This is a genomic window from Micromonospora rosaria (assembly GCF_001567585.1).
GTDB classification, from domain to species: domain Bacteria; phylum Actinomycetota; class Actinomycetes; order Mycobacteriales; family Micromonosporaceae; genus Micromonospora; species Micromonospora rosaria.
The window spans coordinates 28198-49754 of the sequence record NZ_LRQV01000007.1; the positions used below are offsets into that span (position 1 = coordinate 28198).

Consider the following 21557-nt stretch of genomic DNA (forward strand, 5'->3'; position numbering starts at 1 on the left):
GCGCGGAGCACCACCCCGCTGCGCGCGTAGCCACCACCCGTGTCGGCCGTCCGACGCGCCCCTTTCTTGGAGGACCACCCCATGGGCCGTTATCTGTTGAGGCGGCTGCTGCAACTCGTCCCGGTCTTCATCGGCACGACGTTCCTGATCTACTGGCTCGTCTGGTCCGTGCCCGGTGACCCGTTCGCCGGCAAGTGCGGCGAACGACGCTGCCCGGAGCAGTACGTCGCCTTCATGACCGAGAAGTACCAGCTCGACCAGCCGGTACTGGTGCAGTACGCCCACTACATGCAGAACCTTTTCCAGGGTGACTTCGGCGAGACGTTCAGTGGCCGGTCGGTCAACGACATCATCGTCGCGGCGTACCCGAACACCCTGAAGCTGGCCCTGGTGGCCCTGGCGATCGAGGCGCTCATCGGCATCACCGCCGGTGTGCTGACCGGCCTGCGGCGCAACGGCTTCCTGGACAACCTGGTCCTGGTCTCCACCCTGTTCCTGATCGCGCTGCCGGTCTTCGTCATCGGCTTCGTGCTCCAGTGGCTGCTCGGGGTGCAGTGGGGCATCGTCCGGCCGACCGTCTCCAGCGAGATGCGGCTGACGGAACTACTCGTGCCAGGGTTCGTGCTGGGCAGCGCCTCGATGGCGTACGTGGCCCGGCTGGCCCGCACCAGCATCGCGGAGAACCGGCGGGCCGACTACGTCCGTACCGCGATCGCCAAGGGCCTGCCGATGCGCCGGGTGGTCGGGGTGCACCTGCTGCGCAACTCGCTCATCCCGGTGGTCACCCTGCTCGGCACCGACCTGGGTGCGCTGATGGGCGGTGCGATCGTCACCGAGGGCATCTTCGCGGTCAACGGGATCGGCCGGGAGGTCTACCGGGCGATCGTCACCAAGGAGAGCGCTACGGTTGTCTCCATCGTGGTGGTCCTGGTGCTGGTCTACCTGGTCATGAACCTGCTGGTGGACCTGCTCTACGCCGCCCTCGACCCGAGGATCCGCTATGAGTGACCCGACGTCCGCATCGATCGTCTCCACGCCGCCCTCGCACCAGCCGACCCAGGCCGGTTCCACGGCGCCCGCCGACGCGGGCCTGCCGGAGAACGCTCGCCGGGACAAGCCCCGGGGCCTGCTCGGTGACGCCTGGCGCGACCTGCGGCGCAAGCCGCTGTTCTGGATCTCCGCGACGCTGATCCTGGTCTTCGTGCTGATGGCGGCCTTCCCGTGGCTGTTCACCTCGAAGGACGCGGTCAACGGCGCGCTGGCCAACAGCCGGGTGGAGCCCTCGGGCGACGCCTGGTTCGGCTACGACGTGCAGGGCCGGGACGTGTTCGCCCGGGTGATCTACGGCGCCCGCGCCTCGATCCTGGTCGCGGTGGTCGCCGTGCTCGGCACCCTGATCTTCGGCGGCACGGTCGGCATCATCGCCGGGTACCGTGGTGGTTGGGTGGACGCCCTGCTGTCCCGGATCGCCGACGTCTTCTTCGGCCTGCCGTTCGTCCTCGGTGCGATCGTCATCCTGACCACGTTCAACGGGTCCGGGACGAGCAACAGCGAGTGGGAGATCATGGGGCTGGTGATCATCTCGCTGATGGTGCTGAGCTGGCCGGTCTCCATGCGGCTGATGCGCTCCTCGGTGCTGGCCACCAAGGAGGCCGACTACATCGTCGCGGCCCGCGCCATGGGCGCCAGCACCAGCCGGATCATCATCAAGCACCTGCTGCCGAACTGTCTCGCTCCGCTGCTGGTGTACGGGACGATCATGGTGGGCTCGTTCATCGGCGCCGAGGCCACGCTGTCCTTCCTCGGTGTCGGCCTGAAGAGCCCGGTGGTCTCCTGGGGGATCATGATCAGTGAGGCGCAGAACTACATCCGCGTCTCGCCGTTCCTGCTCTTCTTCCCCGCCGGGTTCCTCGTCACCGCCGTGCTGAGCTTCGTGATGCTCGGTGAGACGGTCCGCGAGGCCCTCGATCCGAAACTCCGCTAGGGGAGATCCAGTTGTCCGACATTCTCGTGTCCGAGCAGTCCACGCCGGGTGCCGATGGATCCGGCCGCCCGTCGGGGCGTCTCCTGGAGGTCGAGGACCTCCGGGTGGAGTTCCGTACCCGGGACGGCGTCGCCAAGGTCATCAACGGGGTGACGTACCACGTCGACGCGGGGGAGACCCTCGCCGTGCTCGGCGAGTCCGGCTCCGGCAAGAGCGTCACCGCGCAGACCGTCATGGGCATCCTGGACACGCCGCCCGGGTTCGTCACCGGCGGCCAGGTCCGCTTCCACGGCAAGGACATGCTCACCATGTCCGACGAGGAGCGCCGGCGGATCCGTGGCGAGGGCATCGCGATGATCTTCCAGGACGCGCTCTCCGCGCTGAACCCGGTCTTCACCGTCGGGTTCCAGATCGCGGAGCAGTTCCGCGTCCGGCGGGGGATGGGCCGCGCCGAGGCCAAGAAGCGCGCGATCGAGATGCTCGACCAGGTCAAGATCCCGAACGCGAAGAGCCGGTTCAGCCAGTACCCCCACCAGTTCTCCGGCGGCATGCGGCAGCGCGCCATGATCGCGATGTCGCTGGCGCTGGACCCGGAGGTGCTGATCGCCGACGAGCCGACCACCGCGCTGGACGTCACCGTGCAGGCCCAGATCATGGACCTGCTCGCGGAACTCCAGCGGGAACGGCAGATGGGGCTGATCCTGATCACCCACGACCTCGGCGTGGTCGCCGACGTCGCGGACCGGATCGCGGTCATGTACGCCGGTCGGATCGTCGAGGAAGCCGACGTGTACGAGCTGTACGCCAAGCCGGCGCACCCGTACACCATCGGTCTGCTCGAATCGATCCCCCGGCTCGACGAGAAGGGGCAGGAACTCCGGACGATCAAGGGCCTGCCGCCGAACCTGATGAACATTCCGCCGGGTTGCCCGTTCAACCCGCGGTGCCCGATGGCGCAACCGGTGTGCCGGGAGAAGATCCCGCCGCTGTTGCAGGTGGCCCCCGGCCGGGCCAGCGCCTGCCACTTCGCCGAGGAGCTGGTGAGCCGTGACTGAGAACATTCTGGAGATCCGGGACCTGGTCAAGCACTACCCGGTCACCCGGGGCGTGGTCTTCAAGAAGACCATCGGCCAGGTCAAGGCGGTCGACGGCGTCTCCTTCGAGCTCAAGGCCGGGGAGACGCTGGGGCTGGTCGGCGAGTCGGGCTGCGGCAAGTCGACGCTGGCCCGGGTCCTGATGAACCTGGAGAAGCCGACCGCCGGTAGCGTCGTCTACAAGGGCCAGGACATCTCCCGGCTCACCGGGGCGGCGCTGCGCCGGCTGCGGCGGCAGATCCAGCTCGTCATGCAGGACCCGTACACCTCGCTCAACCCCCGGATGACGGTGGGTGACCTGATCGGTGAGCCGTTCGAGATCCACCCGGAGGTGGCGCCGAAGGGCAGCCGGCAGGGCAAGGTCAAGGAGCTGCTCGACCTGGTCGGCCTCAACCCGGAGCACATCAACCGGTATCCGCACCAGTTCTCCGGCGGCCAGCGGCAGCGGATCGGCATCGCCCGCGCGCTCGCCCTGCGTCCGGAGATCATCGTCTGCGACGAGCCGGTGTCGGCGCTGGACGTGTCGATCCAGGCCCAGGTGATGAACCTGCTGGAGAAGCTCCAGAACGAGTTCGGCCTCTCGTACGTCTTCATCGCCCACGACCTGTCGGTCGTGCGGCACCTCTCCGACCGGGTCGCGGTGATGTACCTCGGCAAGATCGTGGAGATCGGGACCGAGGACGAGATCTACGAGCGGCCGACCCACCCGTACACCCAGGCGCTGCTGTCGGCGGTGCCGGTGCCGGACCCGACGCTGCGGTCGAGCAAGGCGATCATCCGGCTGACCGGGGACGTGCCGTCACCGATCAGCCCGCCCTCGGGCTGCCGGTTCCGGACCCGCTGCTGGAAGGCGCAGGACGTCTGCGCCGAGCAGGTGCCGGCGCTGGAGATCCGGGACGGCTCGGACCACCCGAGCGCCTGCCACTTCGCCGAGAAGCGCGAGATCGTCGCCACCCACGAGGCCTGATCCCGCCCGACCCCCGAGCCGCCGCCCGGCGTCACCCGTGACACCGGACGGCGGCTCGTCGGCGTCGGCGGTGGGTGCGGTGGCCGGAGCGCCGGGGCCGGGGTGTTAGGAAGGGGCCCTTCTACTACCGGAAGCGTTAACAGGGGGCCCTTCCTTACCTCTCAGAGGGGGCCTCGGCCGGCGCGGAGCAGCAGCAGCGCGAGCTGGGTGCCGTCGGCGCCGAGTTCCCGGCGGAACCGCTCCAGGATCTCGCGTTCCCGGGAGAGCACCAGCCGGGTGCCGCCGGAGGCCATCCGGGTCGCGCCGACCTGCTGCGACAGGCCGGCCCGCTCCTGCCACAGCGCGATCAGGGTCCGGTCGATCTCGTCGATCCGCTCCCGGATCGCGCTGATCCGCGCCGCCGCCTCGGGTTCGTCGGTGCCGGTGCCCGGCCGGGCCGGGTCGGTCGGCGCCGGTCCCGCGCCCCCGGCGCCGGCCCCCGCGTCGGACCGCGCGACGCCGCCGCTCTGCTCCACCACGTCTGTCATCATCGTCGTACCCCTCGGACGTCGGGCCCGGGTGCCCGGATCCCGGAACGGAAAAGCCCCGGGCTCCTGCGAGCCCGGGGCTTTTCGTAGGTCTGGTCGATCAGGCGTGACCCACGGCTGCCGGACTCCCGGTGCCGTAGTAAAAGTAGAGGCGCTGACCGAACACGCCGTCGAGTATGCCGCCGCCGTCTCCGGGGCGCAAGCAGACCGCCGATACCGCCCGCATGCCGGGCAGGTCACCGGGCGGGACGGGAAAAGGCCAGGTCGCCGGGGTGATGGTCGGCACGCGCCGGGTCGCCGACCCGCCTTGCCCCGGAACTGTCCGGGGGTCGGCATAGACTCGCCGTGCGATGCATCCTCTCTTCGACATCCCCGCGTCCCCGTCCACGCCCGACCCCGCGCCGGCTCCGCCGCGCCGGCCCGGCCCCGCCGTCCGCCTCGATCCACAGGACCTGGTCGAGGGCCTCAACGGGCCGCAGCGTGACGCGGTCACGCACGCCGGCTCGCCGCTGCTGATCGTGGCCGGGGCCGGCTCGGGCAAGACCCGGGTGCTCACCCACCGGATCGCGTACCTGCTGGCCGCACGGGACGTGCACCCCGGCGAGATCATCGCGATCACCTTCACCAACAAGGCCGCCGGGGAGATGAAGGAGCGGGTGACCCACCTGGTCGGGCCGCGCGCCCGGCTGATGTGGGTCTCCACCTTCCACTCCGCCTGCGTGCGGATCCTGCGCGCCGAGCACGAGCACGCCGGGTTGAAGTCGACCTTCTCGATCTACGACGCGGACGACTCCCGCCGGCTGATGCAGCTCGTCGCCCGGGAGCTGGACCTGGACCCGAAGCGGTACCCGGCCCGGGGGCTGGCCGCCCAGGTCTCCAACCTCAAGAACGAGCTGGTCGACCCGGAGACGTTCGCCGGCCGGGCCAGCGGGCCCAACGAGCGGGCCCTCGCCGAGGCGTACACGCTCTACCAGCGGCGGCTGCGCGAGGCGCACGCGCTGGACTTCGACGACCTGATCATGACCACGGTGCACCTGTTCCAGTCGCACCCGCACGTCGCGGAGAGTTACCGCCGTCGGTTCCGGCACGTCCTGGTCGACGAGTACCAGGACACCAACCACGCCCAGTACGTGCTGATCAAGGAGCTGGTCTCCGGCACCGAGGGGATCGAGCCGGCGGAGCTGTGCGTGGTCGGTGACGCCGACCAGTCGATCTACGCGTTCCGGGGCGCCACGATCCGCAACATCCTGGAGTTCGAGCGGGACTTCACCGACGCCCGCACGATCCTGCTGGAGCAGAACTACCGCTCCACCCAGACCATCCTCAACGCGGCCAACGCGGTGATCGACCGGAACACCTCGCGCAAGCCGAAGCGGCTGTGGAGCGACGCCGGCCCCGGCGAGCAGATCGTCGGGTACGTCGCCGACACCGAGCACGCCGAGGCGGACTGGGTCGGCCGGGAGATCGACCGGCTGGTCGACGAGGACGCGGCCCGGCCCGGTGACGTGGCGGTCTTCTACCGCACCAACGCCCAGTCCCGGGTCTTCGAGGAGGTGTTCATCCGGGTCGGCCTGCCGTACAGGGTGGTCGGCGGGGTGCGCTTCTACGAGCGCAAGGAGGTCCGCGACGCGCTGGCGTACCTCCGCGCGGTGGTCAACGACGACGACACGGTCAACCTGCGCCGGATCCTGAACACCCCGCGCCGGGGCATCGGCGAGCGGGCCGAGGCCTGCGTGGAGGCGCTGGCCAGCCGGGACCGGATCTCTTTCGGCGCGGCGCTGCGCCGGGCCACGGACGCCCCCGGCATCTCCACCCGGGCCGCGAACGGCATCGGTGACTTCGTCGCGCTCCTCGACGGTGTGCGGGAGGTGGCCGAGACCGGCACCCCGGAGGAGGTGCTGGAGGCGGTGCTGACCCGGTCGGGCTACCTCAGCGAGCTGGAGGAGAGCCTGGACCCGCAGGACGCCGGCCGGGTGGACAACCTCCAGGAACTGGTCAGCGTGGCCCGGGAGTACACCGAGCGGATCGAGGCGACCGGCGCAGAGGGGGAGCGGGCCACCCTGGCCGGGTTCCTGGAGCAGGTCGCCCTGGTCGCCGACGCCGACCAGATCCCTGCGCAGCCTGACTCGGCAGCCGACGGTGCCGAGGCCGACGACCCGGCGCCATACCAGGGCGTGGTCACCCTGATGACGCTGCACACCGCCAAGGGGCTGGAGTTCCCGGTGGTGTTCCTGACCGGCCTGGAGGACGGCGTCTTCCCGCACCTGCGCGCGCTCGGCGACACCCGTGAGCTGGAGGAGGAGCGCCGGCTCGCGTACGTCGGCATCACCCGGGCCCGGCAGCGGCTCTACCTGTCCCGGGCGGTGACCCGCTCGGCCTGGGGGCAGCCCGCCTACAACCCGCCCTCGCGGTTCCTGGAGGAGCTGCCTCCGGCGCTGGTCCGCTGGGAGCGCACCGAGGGGACGTACACCTCGTGGGGTGGCGGGGGCGGCGGCGTCGGCGGGCGCGCGGACCGGGTGCCCGGCGGGCGCGGCGGCTTCACCGGGGGGACCCCGAAGGCCGCCCAGTTGGCGAAGCGGCTCGGGGTCGACGGCAGCCGGCTGACCACGGCCAGCGAGCTGCCCCAGGGGCCGAAGGTGGCGGCCGGCGACCGGGTCAACCACCAGCGGTACGGGCTCGGTCGGGTGCTCGCCGTCGAGGGGCACGGCCCCGGTGCCCGCGCCCAGATCGACTTCGGCGACCAGACCATGTGGCTGGTGCTGCGGCACGCGCCGGTCGAGAAGATCTGACCCCGGCCGGCGCGGGCCGGGGTCAGCAGCCCAGGTCGACGCCGCGTGCGCGCATGAACGGGGCCGGGTCGATCTGGTTCCACATCGCGCCCTGGTGCACCTCGAAGTGCAGGTGCGGGCCGGTGGAGTCGCCGGTGGAGCCCTCGCTGCCGATCCGCTGACCGGCGGTGACCTTCGCGCCGACGTCGACCGCCGCCTGGCTCAGGTGGGCGTAGTGGGTCAGGTACCCGTTGCCGTGGTCGACGACGACGGAGATGCCGTAGCCGTCGCCGACGTCGCCGGCCTTGTCCACGGTGCCGGCGGCGGCGGCGCGGACCGGGGTGCCGGCGGGCAGCGCGAGGTCGATGCCGGCGTGCAGGGTGCCCCAGCGGGGGCCGTAGCAGGAGGTGACCGCCGCGCCGGGCATCGGGTTGACCCAGGCCGGTTTCGGCGCGCTGGTGGTCTTCACCGGCTTCGGCGCGGCCTTCGTGCTGGCCTTGGCGGTGGCGGTGCGGGTGGGGGCCGCGCTGCTCGGGGCCGCGCTGGTCGGGCTGGCCGACGGGCTCGCCGTCGACGGGGCCGGCGTGGGGGTGGGGCTGGCCGATTCACGGGCGGCCCGGTCGGCGCGCTCGACGGCGTCGGCGCGCTCGGCGGCCAGGGCCTCGGCGTCCAGCACGACGGCGCCGGGCTCCGGCCCGTCGGGGCCGCCGGCGGTGACGGCGACACCGCCGATGCCGACGCCGACCAGCGCGACCGCTGCGGCGACCAGCCAGGGAGTACGGCCGGCGACCCGCAGTGGTCGCCGGTGGCGGGCCGGGGTGCTGCCGATCCGCTCGCGGGGGGTGAGGTTCTCGTCCGGCACGGTTGACCTTCCCGGTCGGGGGCACTGACCCGGGAAATACTGGTGTGGGCGGGACCGGGACCGGGTAGGGGTGTGGGACTCACCGGCGGTGACGCCGGTGACTGCTGTCCGGTTACGTCCCAGGTCAGACCGTTCCGTCCCGAAAAGTGATCATGATGCGACGTGGCGCTGCTCACTTTTGCGGCTGTGACGAGCGACATATCTGTCCGGGTGTCCGCACGAGAAACCGCCCGGATCGGCTGATCCGGGCGGTCGACGGGCGGTACGGAGCGTCAGGAGGCGGCTACGTCGCTGTAAAATGCCTCGACTTGCAGCTTGATGTCCACTCCGCGCTCCTGGAGCCACGGCACCGGGTCCTGCGGCTTGCCGTTGACATGCACCTCCAGGTGCAGGTGCACGCCGTAGGAGTGGCCGGTGTTGCCGACCAGTCCGAGCTGGTCGCCCGCCTTGACCTGCTGGCCCTCCTTGACGCTCACCGCCGCGGAGTGACCGTAGATGGCCTCGCTGCCGTCGGGGTGCTGGACGATCACGGCGTTGCCGTAGCCGCCGAACCAGCCGGCCTTGGTGACCTTCCCGCCGTGGATCGCGACGTACGGGGTGCCCTCCGGGGCGACCAGGTCGACGCCGGTGTGCAGCTTCCCCCAGCGCATGCCGTACGGGGAGTTGAAGTCGTAGCCCTGGAGCGGGAGCAGCCAGATGCCGTCCTCGCTGGCCTCGTCCGCGCCACCGCGCCCGCTGTCCCGGGAGGCCCGGTCGGCGGACTCGCCCCGGGCCGCGATGTCCTCGCTGAGGGCCGAGGACTGCCGCAGCTCGTCCAGGACGGAGGGGCTGACGCTCTTGGCGTCCGGCAGGGCGCCGGCGCCGAGGGCCACCACACCGGCGCCGACGAAGGCGGTGGTGACGACGGCTGCGTAGCGGCTACGCGGGGGGGTGGGTACGCGGCGGCGACCGCGATATCGATCCGGCTCAGACGACAGGCGCTGGCGCACGCACACCCTCCGTTGTCGGGGATCCGAAGCGGTCGTCCCGGGTTCGTGTCGCTGGTGAACGTCGGTGGGCCGCGTCGTCACCCGTCCTAAGACCTGATGACAACCGTGGACACGGTAGCCAACAGCCACAGGAGTCACAAGCGGCACCGCCGAAATCCCCGTTCAGTTATGTCCAGATTCGCCCCTAAGTGTGGCATCTCGTCACCTTTACTGGGGGGCCTCGTTACCGCTCGAATGTCGCACACGGTGACCGTGACCACGTCGATGTCCGAATCGTCGCCCGGTACCCGGCGGGTCGGGCCGGACCGCTCCCGGCGCGGTGGCCCCTTCCCGGATTCCCCGGACCGGGTCCGCCGGGTTACCGTTCGTTCAGGTGAGGGCCGCTCGGCCGGCTGACGGCCGCGGAACCGGGAAGGGTGTGCGCTGATGAGCTCTCGTATCCGGGTCGTCGTCGCCAAGCCGGGCCTCGACGGGCACGACCGTGGTGCCAAGGTGGTCGCCCGCGCCCTCCGGGACGCCGGCATGGAGGTCATCTACACCGGCCTGCACCAGACCCCGGAGCAGATCGTCGAGACCGCGATCCAGGAGGACGCCGACGCGGTCGGCCTCTCCGTGCTCTCCGGCGCGCACATGACGCTCTTCCGGCGGGTGCTGGAACTCCTCGACGAGCGGGACGCCCGCGACATCGTCGTCTTCGGCGGCGGCATCATCCCCGACGCCGACCTGCCGGAGTTGGCGCGGATCGGCGTCGCCAAGATCTTCACCCCGGGCGCGACCACCACGTCCATCGTCGAGTGGGTACGGCAGAACGTGGCGCAACCGGTCGCCTGACGCCCGGCGGGCCCGACGCCCGGGTGGGGAAGCCGGCGGGCTCCGGACAGCCGGCGGGGGTTTACGGACAGGGGGGAGGGGCCGGACGCACCCCTCACACGTCCGGCCCCTCTATGCACGATGCCCCGCCGCCACCCCTCGACCGACAGGGCATCGGCCGCTCCCGTCCTCGCGCTGTGCTCAGCGCTCCGACATCTGACTCAACGACGCCTCCGGCCGGGGGTTACGCACCCGTTCCGAACATTGCCGCTGTGTAGTACGGCACACCGTGTACCCGCTCGGTTGCCGGTGCCGTCCGCCTCGCTAGGCTGCGCCAATGGCCTGCTTCAACTGATGACAGGCGTCAGGATGTTTTCCACAACGCTGGTGGCGGCGCGACGGCGCGCCGCGGAGACGGGACGGGACGCGCAATCGTGGACCTGTACGAGTACCAGGGGCGGGACCTGTTCGAGCGGCACGGCTTGCCCGTGCTCGCCGGCGGCGTCGCCACGACCCCGGAGGAGGCCCGCGCGATCGCCGAACGCCTCGGCGGTCGGGTGGTCGTCAAGGCGCAGGTGAAGGTCGGCGGCCGGGGCAAGGCCGGTGGCGTCAAGCTCGCCGAGGGCGCCGAGGAGACGGTGGCCCGCGCCACCGACATCCTGGGCATGGACATCAAGGGGCACACGGTCCACAAGGTCATGATCACCGTGACCGCGGACGTGGCCGAGGAGTACTACTTCTCGTACCTGCTCGACCGGGCGAACCGCACCTTCCTCTGCATCGCCAGCGTCGCCGGCGGCATGGACATCGAGCAGGTCGCGGCCGAGACCCCGGAGCGAGTCGTCAAGGCCCCGATCGACGCGGTCACCGGCGTGGACGAGGCCAAGGCGCGGGAGATCGTCACCGCCGCCGGCTTCCCCGCCGAGGTCGCCGACCAGGTGGTCGACGTCGCGGTCAAGCTCTGGCAGGCCTTCGTCGCCGAGGACGCCACGCTGGTCGAGGTGAACCCGCTGGCCACGACCAAGGACGGCGGGCTGTTGCTGCTCGACGCCAAGGTCACCCTCGACGAGAACGCCGCGTTCCGGCACCCCGACCACGAGGCGCTGGTCGACCAGGCCGCCGTGGACCCGCTGGAGCAGGCCGCCAAGGAGAAGGACCTCAACTACGTCAAGCTCGACGGCGAGGTCGGCATCATCGGCAACGGCGCGGGCCTGGTCATGTCCACCCTCGACGTGGTCGCGTACGCCGGTGAGCGGCACGGCGACGTCAAGCCGGCGAACTTCCTCGACATCGGCGGCGGCGCGAGCGCCGCGGTGATGGCCAACGGTCTGGAGATCGTGCTCTCCGACCCGGCGGTGCGCAGCGTCTTCGTCAACGTCTTCGGCGGGATCACCGCCTGCGACGAGGTCGCCAACGGTATCGTGCAGGCGCTGGCGCTGCTGGAGCAGCGGGGCGAGAAGGTCACCAAGCCCCTCGTCGTCCGGCTCGACGGCAACAACGCCGAGGCCGGTCGGGCGATCCTCGACGGCGCGAACAACCCGCTGGTGCAGCGGGTCGACACCATGGACGGCGCGGCCGAGCGGGCCGCCGAGCTGGCGGCTGCGGGGAACTGAGATGGCTATCTGGCTGACCAAGGACTCGAAGGTCATCGTGCAGGGGATGACCGGCTCCGAGGGGTCCAAGCACACCCGGCGGATGCTCGCGGCCGGCACCACCGTCGTCGGTGGGGTCAACCCGCGCAAGGCGGGGCAGACCGTCGACTTCGACGGTACCGAGCTGCCGGTCTTCGCCTCGGTGGCGGACGCGATGAAGGAGACCGGGGCCGACGTCACGGTCATCTTCGTGCCGCCGCAGTTCACCAAGGGCGCGGTGGTCGAGGCGATCGACGCCGGCATCCCGCTGGCCGTGGTGATCACCGAGGGCGTGCCGGTGCACGACACCGCCGCCTTCTGGGCGTACAACGTGGCCAAGGGCGAGCAGACCCGGATCATCGGCCCGAACTGCCCCGGCATCGCCTCCCCGGGGGCCTCCAACGCCGGCATCATCCCGGCCGACATCACCGGCGCCGGCCGGATCGGCCTGGTCAGCAAGAGCGGCACGCTGACCTACCAGATGATGTACGAGCTGCGCGACATCGGCTTCTCGACCTGCGTCGGCATCGGCGGTGACCCGATCATCGGCACCACCCACATCGACGCGCTGGCCGCGTTCGAGGCGGACCCGGACACCGACGCCATCGTGATGATCGGTGAGATCGGCGGCGACGCCGAGGAGCGGGCCGCCGACTTCATCAAGGCCAACGTGACCAAGCCGGTGGTCGGCTACATCGCCGGCTTCACCGCGCCCCCCGGCAAGACCATGGGGCACGCCGGCGCGATCATCTCCGGCTCGGCGGGCACCGCCGAGGCGAAGAAGGAGGCGCTGGAGGCGGTCGGGGTGAAGGTCGGCAAGACGCCGACCGAGACCGCCAAGCTGATGCGGGAGATCATGTCCGCCGGCTGAACGGGTACGACGCACCGCGAGGGAGCCGACCGCTGTGGTCGGCTCCCTCGGTCGTCTCCGGCCCACCGTCGTGCCCCGGTCGGCCCCGGCCTCCCTGACCCCGGTCCGGCCCGCTCGCCTCCTGCTCAGCGGTTCCAGAACGGGTAGTTGCCGGTGGACCGGAGGACCCAGCTCCCGATAATGTTGATCACGCCGAAGGCGATCGCCAGGTAGCCCAGGACCGGCGACTGCCCGAACCGCTTGGCGTCCCGGACCGACAGGTACCCGAAGAGGATGCCGAGGACCCCGCAGCAGAGCAGGCCGAGGACGATGCCCAGCACACCCCAGAGCGTCGTACGGTCCCGGCCCGCGGCCGGTGGCGGCGACGGCGGATACGGAGCGTTCACGGCTTCCTCCGAGCGGTCGGTGCCGCGACGGTGACGGTCGCGTCCTGGGCCGAGGCTAAACCGGATCCGTACGCCGGGCGGGGAGATCGCGGAACTGCCCGCCGGGTGGTGGACCGCCGCCTTTTCGGGCGGGAGTTGGCGTCGCGGGAGATACCGGACTGCCGATCGGCGCGCGACATGCCAGAGTAGAGCCGATGTCCTCCGTCCCCCCTGACCAGCCCCGCCGCTCCACCGGCGTGCACGCCGGAGCCCGGCCGGTCGACCCTGCCGGGCGGGAACGGCGGGTGCCGGCGCCCCGGCCCGGTGGGCCCCGGCCGCCCCGCCGGGCCCCGCTCGCCCTAGCCGCCGCAGTCGCCGCCGGCTGGGCCGCGCTCACCTCGTACCTGCCGGTCGCGCTCGTGCTCGGGCTGGCCCAGCTCAGCGAGGACGCCGCCGCCGTCGCCGGGGCGCTGCTCGCCGGGCTGGCCGGCTGGCTGCTCGGGCACGGGGTGCCGCTGACCACCCCGGCCGGCCCGTTGCACCTCGCCCCCCTGGTGCTGACCGCGCTCGCCGCCTGGCGGCTGGTCCGGGCCGGGGTGCACGTCAGCCGGGCGATCGGCGCCCGCAACGGCCGTTCGCCCCGCCGGACGGTCACCGTGGCCGTCGCGGTGGGCATCGGGTACGGCCTGCTCGGCGCGCTCGCGGCGGCGCTGGCCGGCACCGGCGAGGTGCGGGCGTCACCGGTGCGGGCCGGGCTCACCCTCGCCGCCTTCGGCACCCTCGCGGCGCTGGTCGGGGCGGCCCGGACCACGGACGTGACCGCCCTGCTGGCCGAACGCGTGCCGCCGGTGCTGCGCGACGGGATCCGCACCGGCCTGGTCGCCGCGCTGCTGCTGCTCGCGGCGGGGGGCGGCGCGGCCGGACTGGCGGTGGCGACCGGCGGCGGGGACGCCGCCGACATGATCGGGGCCTACCGGACCGGGGTGGCCGGGCAGGCCGGGGTCACCCTGGTCAGCCTCGGCTACGCGCCGAACGCCACCGTCTGGTCCATCAGCTACCTGCTCGGCCCCGGCTTCGCCGTCGGTACCGGCACCGTGGTCCGGACCAGTGAGGTGTCGGTCGGCGGGCTGCCGGCCATCCCGTTGCTGGCCGGGCTGCCCAGCGGCCCGGTGGACGGGTTCGGCGCGGCGCTGCTCGCGGTGCCGGTCCTCGCCGCGATGGCGGCGGGCTGGCTGCTGGCCCGCCGGCTGCTGCGAACGGCCGGACAGCGGCTCGGTTCCGGCCGGGCCGGCACCGAGGACCGGCACCGGCTCGACTGGCCGGCGCTGCTCGGTCCGGCCGCGCTGGCCGGGCCGGTGGCCGGCGTGGTGCTGGCGGCGGCGGCGCTGGTCTCCGGCGGCTCGCTGGGGGCCGGCCGGCTCGCCGAGATCGGCCCGGTGCCCTGGCAGGTGGCCGCCGTGACCACCGCCGTCGTCACCGTCGGCGCGGTGCTCGGCGCCGCGGCCACCCGCGCCCTCACCCCGAGCCGAGGACGCCCAGCGGTGACCCAAGCCCGGCGGTGACCCCGCGCCCAGCGGTGGCGCGGGAGGGTGCCCAGGGGTGGCGTGCGCCAGGGGCGCCCCGGACGAGCCGGAACGCCCCTCGCGCGGTCGGTGTGGACTCAGACGCCGGTCGGCGCGTTCACGTTCAGCACCACGATCGCGATGATCTGGAGGATGCCGAGCACGATGCCGATCCCGCCGCAGATCAGACCGGCCTTGGCCTGACCGCCGTTGGCGGCCTGCCCCTGGTCGGCCTTCTGCTTGCCGAGGAAGCCGAGCACCAGGCCGGCGATGCCCAGCGGGATGCCCATGTAGCAGCAGGCCAGCGGGATGGACGCGATGCCGAGGATCATCGCCAGCAGGCCCAGGGTGTTGTTCTGCCCGGCCGGCTGCGGGTACCCGGCGTTCGGGTAGGTGGGGGCGCCGTACCCGGGCTGCTGCCCGTACGGGTCGGGCTGGCCGTACGGCGCCTGCGGCGGCGGGGCGTACGGGTCGGGCTGGCCGTAGGGCTGCTGGCCGTAGGGCTGCCCCGAGGTGGGCTGCTGGCCGTACGGTTGCCCCGAGGTGGGCTGCTGGCCGTAGGGCTGCCCTGAAGTGGGCTGCTGGCCGTAGGGCTGGCCCGACGAGGGCTGCTGGCCGTACGGATCCTGACCGGGGTTGCCGGGCTGCATGTCGGACTGCTCCTTGGCTGGTGACTGTCAGTACGTGGGCTCCACCGGAGCCATGACGTGGGTCCCACCGGGACCATCACGTGGGCCCCACCGGAACCATGGTCGCGCCAGGACACCGAGCGCGCAGCACGGGAGCGGGACCGCACCACGTCGGATACCGAGCGACCGGCAGCGTACCTGGTCGTTGCGACATTCGGGGGGTACCGACGTCGTCCGCCCAGCCGACGGACCTCGCGTCGCGCCCGATATGGTGACCGCGTGACCGACCCCGCGTCCGCCGCCCGTCTCGTCGTCCTCGTCTCCGGCTCCGGCAGCAACCTCCAGGCGCTCCTGGACGCCTGCGCCGACCCGGCGTACGGAGCCCGGGTGGTCGCCGTCGGCGCCGACCGGGACGGCATCGCCGGCCTGGACCGGGCCGCCGCCGTCGGGGTGCCGACCTTCGTCGAGCGGGTGAAGGACCACCCCACCCGCGAGGACTGGGACGCCGCGCTCACCGCGCAGGTCGCCGAGCACAAGCCGGACCTGGTCGTCTCGGCCGGCTTCCTCAAGCTGGTCGGGCCGCGCTTCCTGGCCGCCTTCGGCGACCGGTACCTGAACACGCACAACACGCTGCTGCCGGCGTTCCCCGGCATCCACGGCCCCCGCGACGCGCTCGCCTACGGCGTCAAGGTCACCGGGGCCACCCTCTTCTTCGTCGATGCCGGGATGGACACCGGTCCGATCGTCGCGCAGGTCGCGGTGCCGGTGCTCGACGGCGACGACGAGGAGACGCTCACCGAGCGGATCAAGGAAGCCGAACGCGGTCAGCTCGTCGAGCAGGTCGGTCGGTTGGTCCGCCGTGGTTGGACGATCACCGGAAGAAAGGTCACCGTACCGTGAGTGCCACTGCGGACCAGCGCCGCCCGATCCGGCGGGCGCTGGTCAGCGTCTACGACAAGAGCGGTCTGGTCGAGCTGGCCACGGCCCTGCACGACGCCGGGGTGGAGATCGTCTCGACCGGCAGCACCGCGGCGACGATCGCGGCGGCCGGGGTGCCGGTGACCGCGGTGGAGACGGTGACTGGTTTCCCGGAGATCCTCGACGGCCGGGTGAAGACCCTGCACCCGAAGATCCACGGGGGCCTCCTCGCCGACCTGCGCAAGGAGAGCCACGCCACCCAGCTCGACGAGCACGGCATCGCCGGCATCGACCTGCTGGTCTCCAACCTCTACCCGTTCCAGGCCACGGTCGCCTCCGGCGCGGGCGTGGAGGAGTGCGTGGAGCAGATCGACATCGGCGGGCCCGCCATGGTCCGGGCCGCCGCGAAGAACCACGCCTCCGTCGCGGTGGTCACCGACCCGGCCGCGTACCCGGCGGTGCTGGCCGCCCTCGGCGACGGCGGGTTCACCCTGACCCAGCGCCGGGCGCTGGCCGCGCGGGCCTTCGCCGACATCGCTGAGTACGACATCGCGGTGGCGAACTGGTGCGCCGTCCAGCTCGGCCCGGCCGACCTGGAGTGGCCGGGCTTCGCCGGGATGGCCCTGCGTCCCGACCGCGCCCTGCGGTACGGGGAGAACCCGCACCAGGCGGCGGCCCTCTACACCGACCCGGGCTCCCCCGTGGGGCTGGCCCAGGCGGAGCAGTTGCACGGCAAGGAGATGTCGTACAACAACTACGTCGACGCGGACGCCGCCTGGCGGGCGGCGAACGACTTCGCCGACCAGCCGGCCGTGGCGATCATCAAGCACGCCAACCCGTGCGGCATCGCGGTCGGCGCGGACGTCGCCGAGGCGCACCGCAAGGCGCACGCCTGCGACCCGGTGAGCGCCTACGGCGGGGTGATCGCGGTCAACCGGCCGGTCACCGTCGCGCTGGCCGAGCAGGTCTCGGAGATCTTCACCGAGGTCCTGGTGGCGCCGGAGTTCGAGGCCGACGCGCTGGACGTGCTGCGCGCCAAGAAGAACCTGCGGCTGCTGCGCGCGCCGGCCTGGAGCCCGGCGCCGGCCGAGTGGCGGCAGGTCAGCGGCGGCGTGCTGGTGCAGATGGCCGACCGGGTGGACGCGGCCGGCGACGACCCGGCCACCTGGCGGCTGGCCACCGGGGAGGCGGCCGACGAGGCGCTCCTGCGTGACCTGGTCTTCGCCTGGCGGGCGGTGCGGTCGGTGAAGAGCAACGCGATCCTGCTGGCCACCGACGGGGCGACCGTCGGGGTGGGCATGGGCCAGGTCAACCGGGTCGACTCGGCGAACCTGGCGGTCAGCCGGGCCGGTGCGGACCGGGCCCGGGGCGCGGTGGCCGCCTCGGACGCGTTCTTCCCCTTCGCCGACGGCCTCAAGATCCTCGCCGACGCCGGGGTGCGCGCGGTGGTGCAGCCGGGCGGCTCGATCCGCGACGAGGAGGTCGTCGCCGCCGCCAAGGAGGCCGGCCTCACCATGTACCTCACCGGCACCCGGCACTTCTTCCACTGATCCCGGCGCACGACCACACCGCCCGGCACCCGCACGGCGCGCGACCGCGCCCGGGGTGCCGGGCGGTCCGTCATCTGCCGGCCGGTCCGCCCCCGCCGGCCGGTCGGTCCGCCGGCTGGTCCGGCCGGCCCCGGTGGCCCTGGCCGGCGGCGGTCCCGTCTGCCGGGTCGTCGCGGGCGTGCCCGTCGGACGTGAGACGATCGGAGTCGTGACGGCGACGGTTCTGGACGGCAAGGCGACAGCGGCAGAGATCAAGGACGAGCTGCGGACCCGGGTCAAGGCCCTGGCGGAGCGCGGCATCACCCCGGGACTGGGTACGGTCCTGGTGGGCGCCGACCCCGGCTCCCAGGCGTACGTCAACGGCAAGCACCGTGACTGCGCCGAGGTGGGCATCGCCTCGATCCGCCGGGAGCTGCCCGCCGACGCCACCCAGGAGCAGGTGGACGCGGTCCTGGCCGAGCTGAACGCCGACCCGGCCTGCCACGGGTACATCGTCCAGTTGCCGCTTCCCGGGCACCTGGACACCCAGCGGGCGCTGGAGCTGATCGACCCGGAGAAGGACGCCGACGGGCTGCACCCGGTCAACCTGGGCCGGCTGGTGCTCGGGTACGACGCCCCGCTGCCCTGCACCCCGCGCGGCATCGTCGAGCTGCTCCGCCGGTACGACGTGCCGCTGCGCGGCGCGAAGGTGGCACTGGTCGGCCGGGGCAACACGGTGGGCCGGCCGCTCGGCCTGCTGCTCACCCGGCGCAGCGAGAACGCCACGGTGACCCTCTGCCACACCGGCACCCTGGACCTCGCCGCGCACACCCGGGCGGCGGACATCGTGATCGTCGCGGCCGGGGTGCCCGGCCTGCTCACCGCCGACATGATCCGGCCCGGCGCGGTGGTGGTCGACGTCGGCATCACCCGGGTCATCGGCCCGGACGGCAAGGGCCGGTACACCGGTGACGTGGACCCGGAGGTCGCCGAGGTCGCCGGGGCGCTCGCCCCGATGCCCGGCGGGGTCGGCCCGATGACCCGGGCCATGCTCCTCACCAACGTCGTCGAGCGCGCCGAACAGCGGTAAGCCCGGCGGGTAAGGAAGGGCCCCCTGTTAACGCATTCCGCAGAGCAGGGGCCCCTTCTTAACCGAGAGTGGTGCCGGCGACGTCATATCCGTCCGCCCCTGGCCTGCTCGGTGCCAGGATGACTGATACGGTCCGGAAAACCGACTGGTATCAGGGAGTGGGACGACCATGGGTAAGAAGGTCACTGTCGTCGGGGCCGGCTTCTACGGCTCCACCACCGCGCAGCGCCTGGCCGAGTACGACGTCTTCGACACCGTCGTCATCACCGACATCGTGGAGGGCAAGCCCGCGGGTCTCGCACTGGACCTCAACCAGTCGCGGGCGATCGAGGGCTTCGAGACCAAGGTCGTCGGTGCCACCACCGGCCCGAACGGCGAGGGCTACGAGGCCATCGAGGGCTCGGACGTCGTGGTGATCACCGCCGGTCTGCCCCGTAAGCCGGGCATGAGCCGGATGGACCTGCTGGAGACCAACGCCAAGATCGTCCGCCAGGTCTCCGAGAACGTCGCCAAGTACGCCCCGAACGCGGTCGTCATCGTGGTCTCCAACCCGCTCGACGAGATGACCGCGCTGGCCCAGATCGCCACCCAGTTCCCGCACAACCGGGTGCTCGGCCAGGCCGGCATGCTGGACACCGCCCGGTTCACCAACTTCGTCGCCGAGGCGCTGAGCGTGCCGGTGAAGTCGGTGAAGACGCTCACCCTCGGCTCGCACGGCGACACCATGGTCCCGGTGCCGTCGCAGAGCACGGTGAACGGCGCCCCGCTGCGCGACGCCATGCCGGCCGAGCAGATCGAGGAGCTGGTGGTCAAGACCCGCAACGGCGGGGCCGAGGTGGTCGCGCTGCTCAAGACCGGCTCGGCGTACTACGCCCCGTCGGCCGCCGCGGCCCGGATGGCGAAGGCCGTCGCGGAGGACTCCGGCGAGGTCATGCCGGTCTGCGCCTGGGTCGACGGCGAGTACGGCATCTCCGGCGTCTACCTGGGCGTCGAGGCGGCGATCGGGGCCGAGGGCGTCAAGCGGGTCGTCGAGACCGACCTGGACGCCGACGAGTTGGCCAGCCTCAAGGAGGCCGCCGAGGCGGTCCGCGCCAAGCAGGCCGACGTCGCCTCGATGTGATCCACGTACACCGCCGAGGGGCGGGCCGGCGCTGAGCCGGTCCGCCCCTCGGCGGTTTCCCCGGCCCGCCTCGTCGATCGGGGGAGCTGCGTTCTGCGGCGCGGTTTCCGGACGCGATTCCCCTGCTCGACGAGACGGGGCAGGGGGGTGGCGGGCAGGGTGGTGGTGGGGCGGTGTCTCCCGGTGGTGAGGGTGGGTGGGGGGTGCCGGCCCGTTTCCAGTACGCTCGTACTGCTTGAGCACGTGTCCCCCGAGAGGAGCGCCGGCCGATGGCGAAGATCAAGGTAAACAACCCGGTCGTGGAGCTCGACGGCGACGAGATGACCCGGATCATCTGGAAGCAGATCCGGGAGCAGCTGATCCTGCCCTACCTCGACGTCGACCTGCACTACTACGACCTCTCGATCCAGCACCGTGACGCGACCGACGACCAGGTGACCATCGACGCCGCCAACGCGATCAAGGAGCACGGCGTCGGCGTCAAGTGCGCCACCATCACGCCGGACGAGGCCCGGGTGGAGGAGTTCGGCCTGAAGAAGATGTGGCGGTCGCCGAACGGCACCATCCGCAACATCCTCGGCGGTGTCGTCTTCCGTGAGCCGATCATCATGTCGAACGTGCCCCGCCTGGTGCCGGGCTGGACCAAGCCGATCATCATCGGCCGGCACGCCCACGGCGACCAGTACAAGGCCAGCGACTTCGTGGTCCCCGGCCCGGGTACGGTCACCATCACCTACACCCCGGCCGACGGCTCGCAGCCGGTCGAGCTGGAGGTCGCCAACTTCCCCGGCGGCGGCATCGCGATGGGCATGTACAACTTCGACGAGTCGATCCGGGACTTCGCCCGCGCCTCGTTCCGGTACGGCCTGGACCGGGGCTACCCGGTCTACCTGTCGACCAAGAACACCATCCTCAAGGCGTACGACGGCCGGTTCAAGGACATCTTCGCCGAGGTCTTCGAGACCGAGTTCAAGACCGAGTTCGACGCCGCCGGCATCACCTACGAGCACCGGCTGATCGACGACATGGTCGCCGCCGCCCTGAAGTGGGAGGGCGGCTACGTCTGGGCCTGCAAGAACTACGACGGTGACGTGCAGTCCGACACCGTCGCGCAGGGCTTCGGCTCGCTCGGCCTGATGACCTCCGTGCTGCTCTCCCCCGACGGCCGGACCGTCGAGGCCGAGGCCGCCCACGGCACGGTCACCCGGCACTACCGGCAGTACCAGAAGGGCGAGAAGACCTCGACCAACCCGATCGCCTCCATCTACGCCTGGACCCGGGGCCTGGCCCACCGGGGCAAGCTGGACGGCACCCCGGCGGTCACCGAGTTCGCCACCACCCTGGAGCAGGTCATCGTCGACACCGTCGAGGGCGGCCAGATGACCAAGGACCTCGCGCTGCTCATCTCGCGGGACGCCCCGTGGCAGACCACCGACGAGTTCATGAACACCCTGGACGAGAACCTGGCGCGCAAGCTCGCCGCCTGATCTCCGTACCGCTCCCGACGGGCCCACCGGCCGCACCGTGCCGGTGGGCCCGTCGGCGTCACCGTGCCGCTGACGGATCGTTGAGCTGGGTGGACGTGATGCCAGTCGCGTCCAGGAAGGTTGACCGCGGTCGCCTCGCGGCACGAGTGCCGATCAGCCAGCCTTCCCGGCTGTCGAGCACACAGCCAGCCGTCCCTTCCCTGCGGGGGGCCCTGTCCCGGGCCCCCCGCGCCCTGTCTGCCCCTTCGCCCTGTCTGCGCCCGCGTCCGCGCATGCCACTCGCCCCCGGCCCGGCCCCGCGCCCGGCATCCTGGGTGTTAACAAGGGGCCCCTGCTCTACCGGAAGCGTTAACA

At 72.0% G+C, this 21557-nt stretch carries 19 protein-coding genes; 14 read left to right on the top strand and 5 right to left on the bottom strand.

Features of this window, described 5'->3' with window-relative positions:
• Nucleotides 1-81 precede the first annotated feature (81 nt).
• Genes AWW66_RS03830 through AWW66_RS03845 form a run of 4 tightly spaced genes read left to right on the top strand, consistent with a single transcriptional unit; the run spans nt 82 to nt 4045 of the window.
• Nucleotides 82-1008 carry an ABC transporter permease gene (locus AWW66_RS03830; RefSeq protein WP_067359944.1) on the top strand — a complete coding sequence of 309 codons (927 nt, stop codon included), beginning with the start codon at nt 82-84 and terminating at the stop codon, nt 1006-1008.
• Entirely contained in the window at nt 1001-1984 is a 984-nt protein-coding gene (locus AWW66_RS03835) for an ABC transporter permease (RefSeq protein ID WP_067359946.1), read from the top strand. Before AWW66_RS03830 ends, AWW66_RS03835 begins: the two co-directional genes overlap by 8 nt.
• A 26-nt stretch (nt 1985-2010) precedes the next feature.
• Nucleotides 2011-3039 (top strand): ABC transporter ATP-binding protein, encoded by a 1029-nt coding sequence (locus tag AWW66_RS03840; protein ID WP_067359947.1) that lies wholly within the window; start codon nt 2011-2013, stop codon nt 3037-3039.
• On the top strand, nt 3032-4045 hold the full coding sequence (locus AWW66_RS03845) for an ABC transporter ATP-binding protein (RefSeq protein WP_067359949.1): 1014 nt from the start codon (nt 3032-3034) through the stop codon (nt 4043-4045). Before AWW66_RS03840 ends, AWW66_RS03845 begins: the two co-directional genes overlap by 8 nt.
• A gap of 161 nt (nt 4046-4206) precedes the next feature.
• Here AWW66_RS03845 and AWW66_RS03850 read toward each other — a convergent pair whose 3' ends face one another.
• The gene (locus AWW66_RS03850; RefSeq protein WP_425413268.1) at nt 4207-4572 is read right to left on the bottom strand and encodes a chorismate mutase; all 366 of its coding nucleotides are present in this window, start codon (nt 4570-4572) and stop codon (nt 4207-4209) included.
• Between the two features lie 350 nt (nt 4573-4922).
• Here AWW66_RS03850 and pcrA point away from each other — a divergent pair, with 350 nt between their 5' ends.
• A complete protein-coding gene (gene pcrA, locus AWW66_RS03855; RefSeq protein ID WP_067359953.1) occupies nt 4923-7361 on the top strand; it encodes a DNA helicase PcrA in 2439 nt (812 codons plus the stop codon).
• Between the two features lie 22 nt (nt 7362-7383).
• On the opposite strand, the gene AWW66_RS03860 is transcribed toward pcrA, so the two are convergent.
• Both AWW66_RS03860 and AWW66_RS03865 read right to left on the bottom strand, forming a co-directional pair.
• Nucleotides 7384-8202: a M23 family metallopeptidase gene (locus AWW66_RS03860; protein WP_067359955.1), complete on the bottom strand. Its 819-nt coding sequence runs from the start codon at nt 8200-8202 to the stop codon at nt 7384-7386.
• Nucleotides 8203-8474: 272 nt separating this feature from the next.
• Nucleotides 8475-9191: a M23 family metallopeptidase gene (locus tag AWW66_RS03865; RefSeq protein ID WP_067359957.1), complete on the bottom strand. Its 717-nt coding sequence runs from the start codon at nt 9189-9191 to the stop codon at nt 8475-8477.
• Nucleotides 9192-9617: 426 nt separating this feature from the next.
• Between AWW66_RS03865 and icmB the strand changes: the two genes are divergently transcribed.
• From icmB to sucD, 3 genes are all read left to right on the top strand, one after another.
• Nucleotides 9618-10022 (top strand): coenzyme B12-dependent isobutyryl CoA mutase small subunit, encoded by a 405-nt coding sequence (icmB, locus tag AWW66_RS03870; RefSeq protein ID WP_067359958.1) that lies wholly within the window; start codon nt 9618-9620, stop codon nt 10020-10022.
• A 413-nt stretch (nt 10023-10435) separates the two neighbouring features.
• Nucleotides 10436-11614, top strand: a complete 1179-nt coding sequence (sucC, locus tag AWW66_RS03875) for an ADP-forming succinate--CoA ligase subunit beta (RefSeq protein WP_067359960.1) — start codon at nt 10436-10438, stop codon at nt 11612-11614.
• Nucleotide 11615: 1 nt separating this feature from the next.
• The gene (sucD, locus tag AWW66_RS03880; protein WP_067359962.1) at nt 11616-12503 is read left to right on the top strand and encodes a succinate--CoA ligase subunit alpha; all 888 of its coding nucleotides are present in this window, start codon (nt 11616-11618) and stop codon (nt 12501-12503) included.
• Nucleotides 12504-12628: 125 nt separating this feature from the next.
• Here the strand turns inward: sucD and AWW66_RS03885 are convergent, their stop codons facing one another.
• Entirely contained in the window at nt 12629-12889 is a 261-nt protein-coding gene (locus tag AWW66_RS03885; RefSeq protein WP_067359964.1) for a hypothetical protein, read from the bottom strand.
• A gap of 194 nt (nt 12890-13083) precedes the next feature.
• On the opposite strand from AWW66_RS03885, the gene AWW66_RS03890 reads away from it, so the two are divergent.
• Nucleotides 13084-14430, top strand: a complete 1347-nt coding sequence (locus AWW66_RS03890) for a cell division protein PerM (protein ID WP_067359966.1) — start codon at nt 13084-13086, stop codon at nt 14428-14430.
• Between the two features lie 98 nt (nt 14431-14528).
• Here the strand turns inward: AWW66_RS03890 and AWW66_RS03895 are convergent, their stop codons facing one another.
• The gene (locus AWW66_RS03895) at nt 14529-15080 is read right to left on the bottom strand and encodes a DUF4190 domain-containing protein (RefSeq protein WP_067359968.1); all 552 of its coding nucleotides are present in this window, start codon (nt 15078-15080) and stop codon (nt 14529-14531) included.
• Nucleotides 15081-15338: 258 nt separating this feature from the next.
• Between AWW66_RS03895 and purN the strand changes: the two genes are divergently transcribed.
• From purN to AWW66_RS03920, 5 genes are all read left to right on the top strand, one after another.
• On the top strand, nt 15339-15959 hold the full coding sequence (purN, locus tag AWW66_RS03900; protein ID WP_067359970.1) for a phosphoribosylglycinamide formyltransferase: 621 nt from the start codon (nt 15339-15341) through the stop codon (nt 15957-15959).
• Nucleotides 15956-17527, top strand: a complete 1572-nt coding sequence (gene purH / locus AWW66_RS03905) for a bifunctional phosphoribosylaminoimidazolecarboxamide formyltransferase/IMP cyclohydrolase (RefSeq protein ID WP_067359972.1) — start codon at nt 15956-15958, stop codon at nt 17525-17527. The genes purN and purH overlap by 4 nt, the downstream gene beginning before the upstream one ends.
• Nucleotides 17528-17735: 208 nt before the next feature.
• Entirely contained in the window at nt 17736-18596 is an 861-nt protein-coding gene (locus AWW66_RS03910; RefSeq protein WP_067360053.1) for a bifunctional methylenetetrahydrofolate dehydrogenase/methenyltetrahydrofolate cyclohydrolase, read from the top strand.
• Between the two features lie 169 nt (nt 18597-18765).
• Nucleotides 18766-19716 (top strand): malate dehydrogenase, encoded by a 951-nt coding sequence (locus tag AWW66_RS03915; RefSeq protein WP_067359974.1) that lies wholly within the window; start codon nt 18766-18768, stop codon nt 19714-19716.
• A 269-nt stretch (nt 19717-19985) separates the two neighbouring features.
• A complete protein-coding gene (locus AWW66_RS03920) occupies nt 19986-21203 on the top strand; it encodes an NADP-dependent isocitrate dehydrogenase (RefSeq protein WP_067359976.1) in 1218 nt (405 codons plus the stop codon).
• Nucleotides 21204-21557 lie beyond the last annotated feature (354 nt).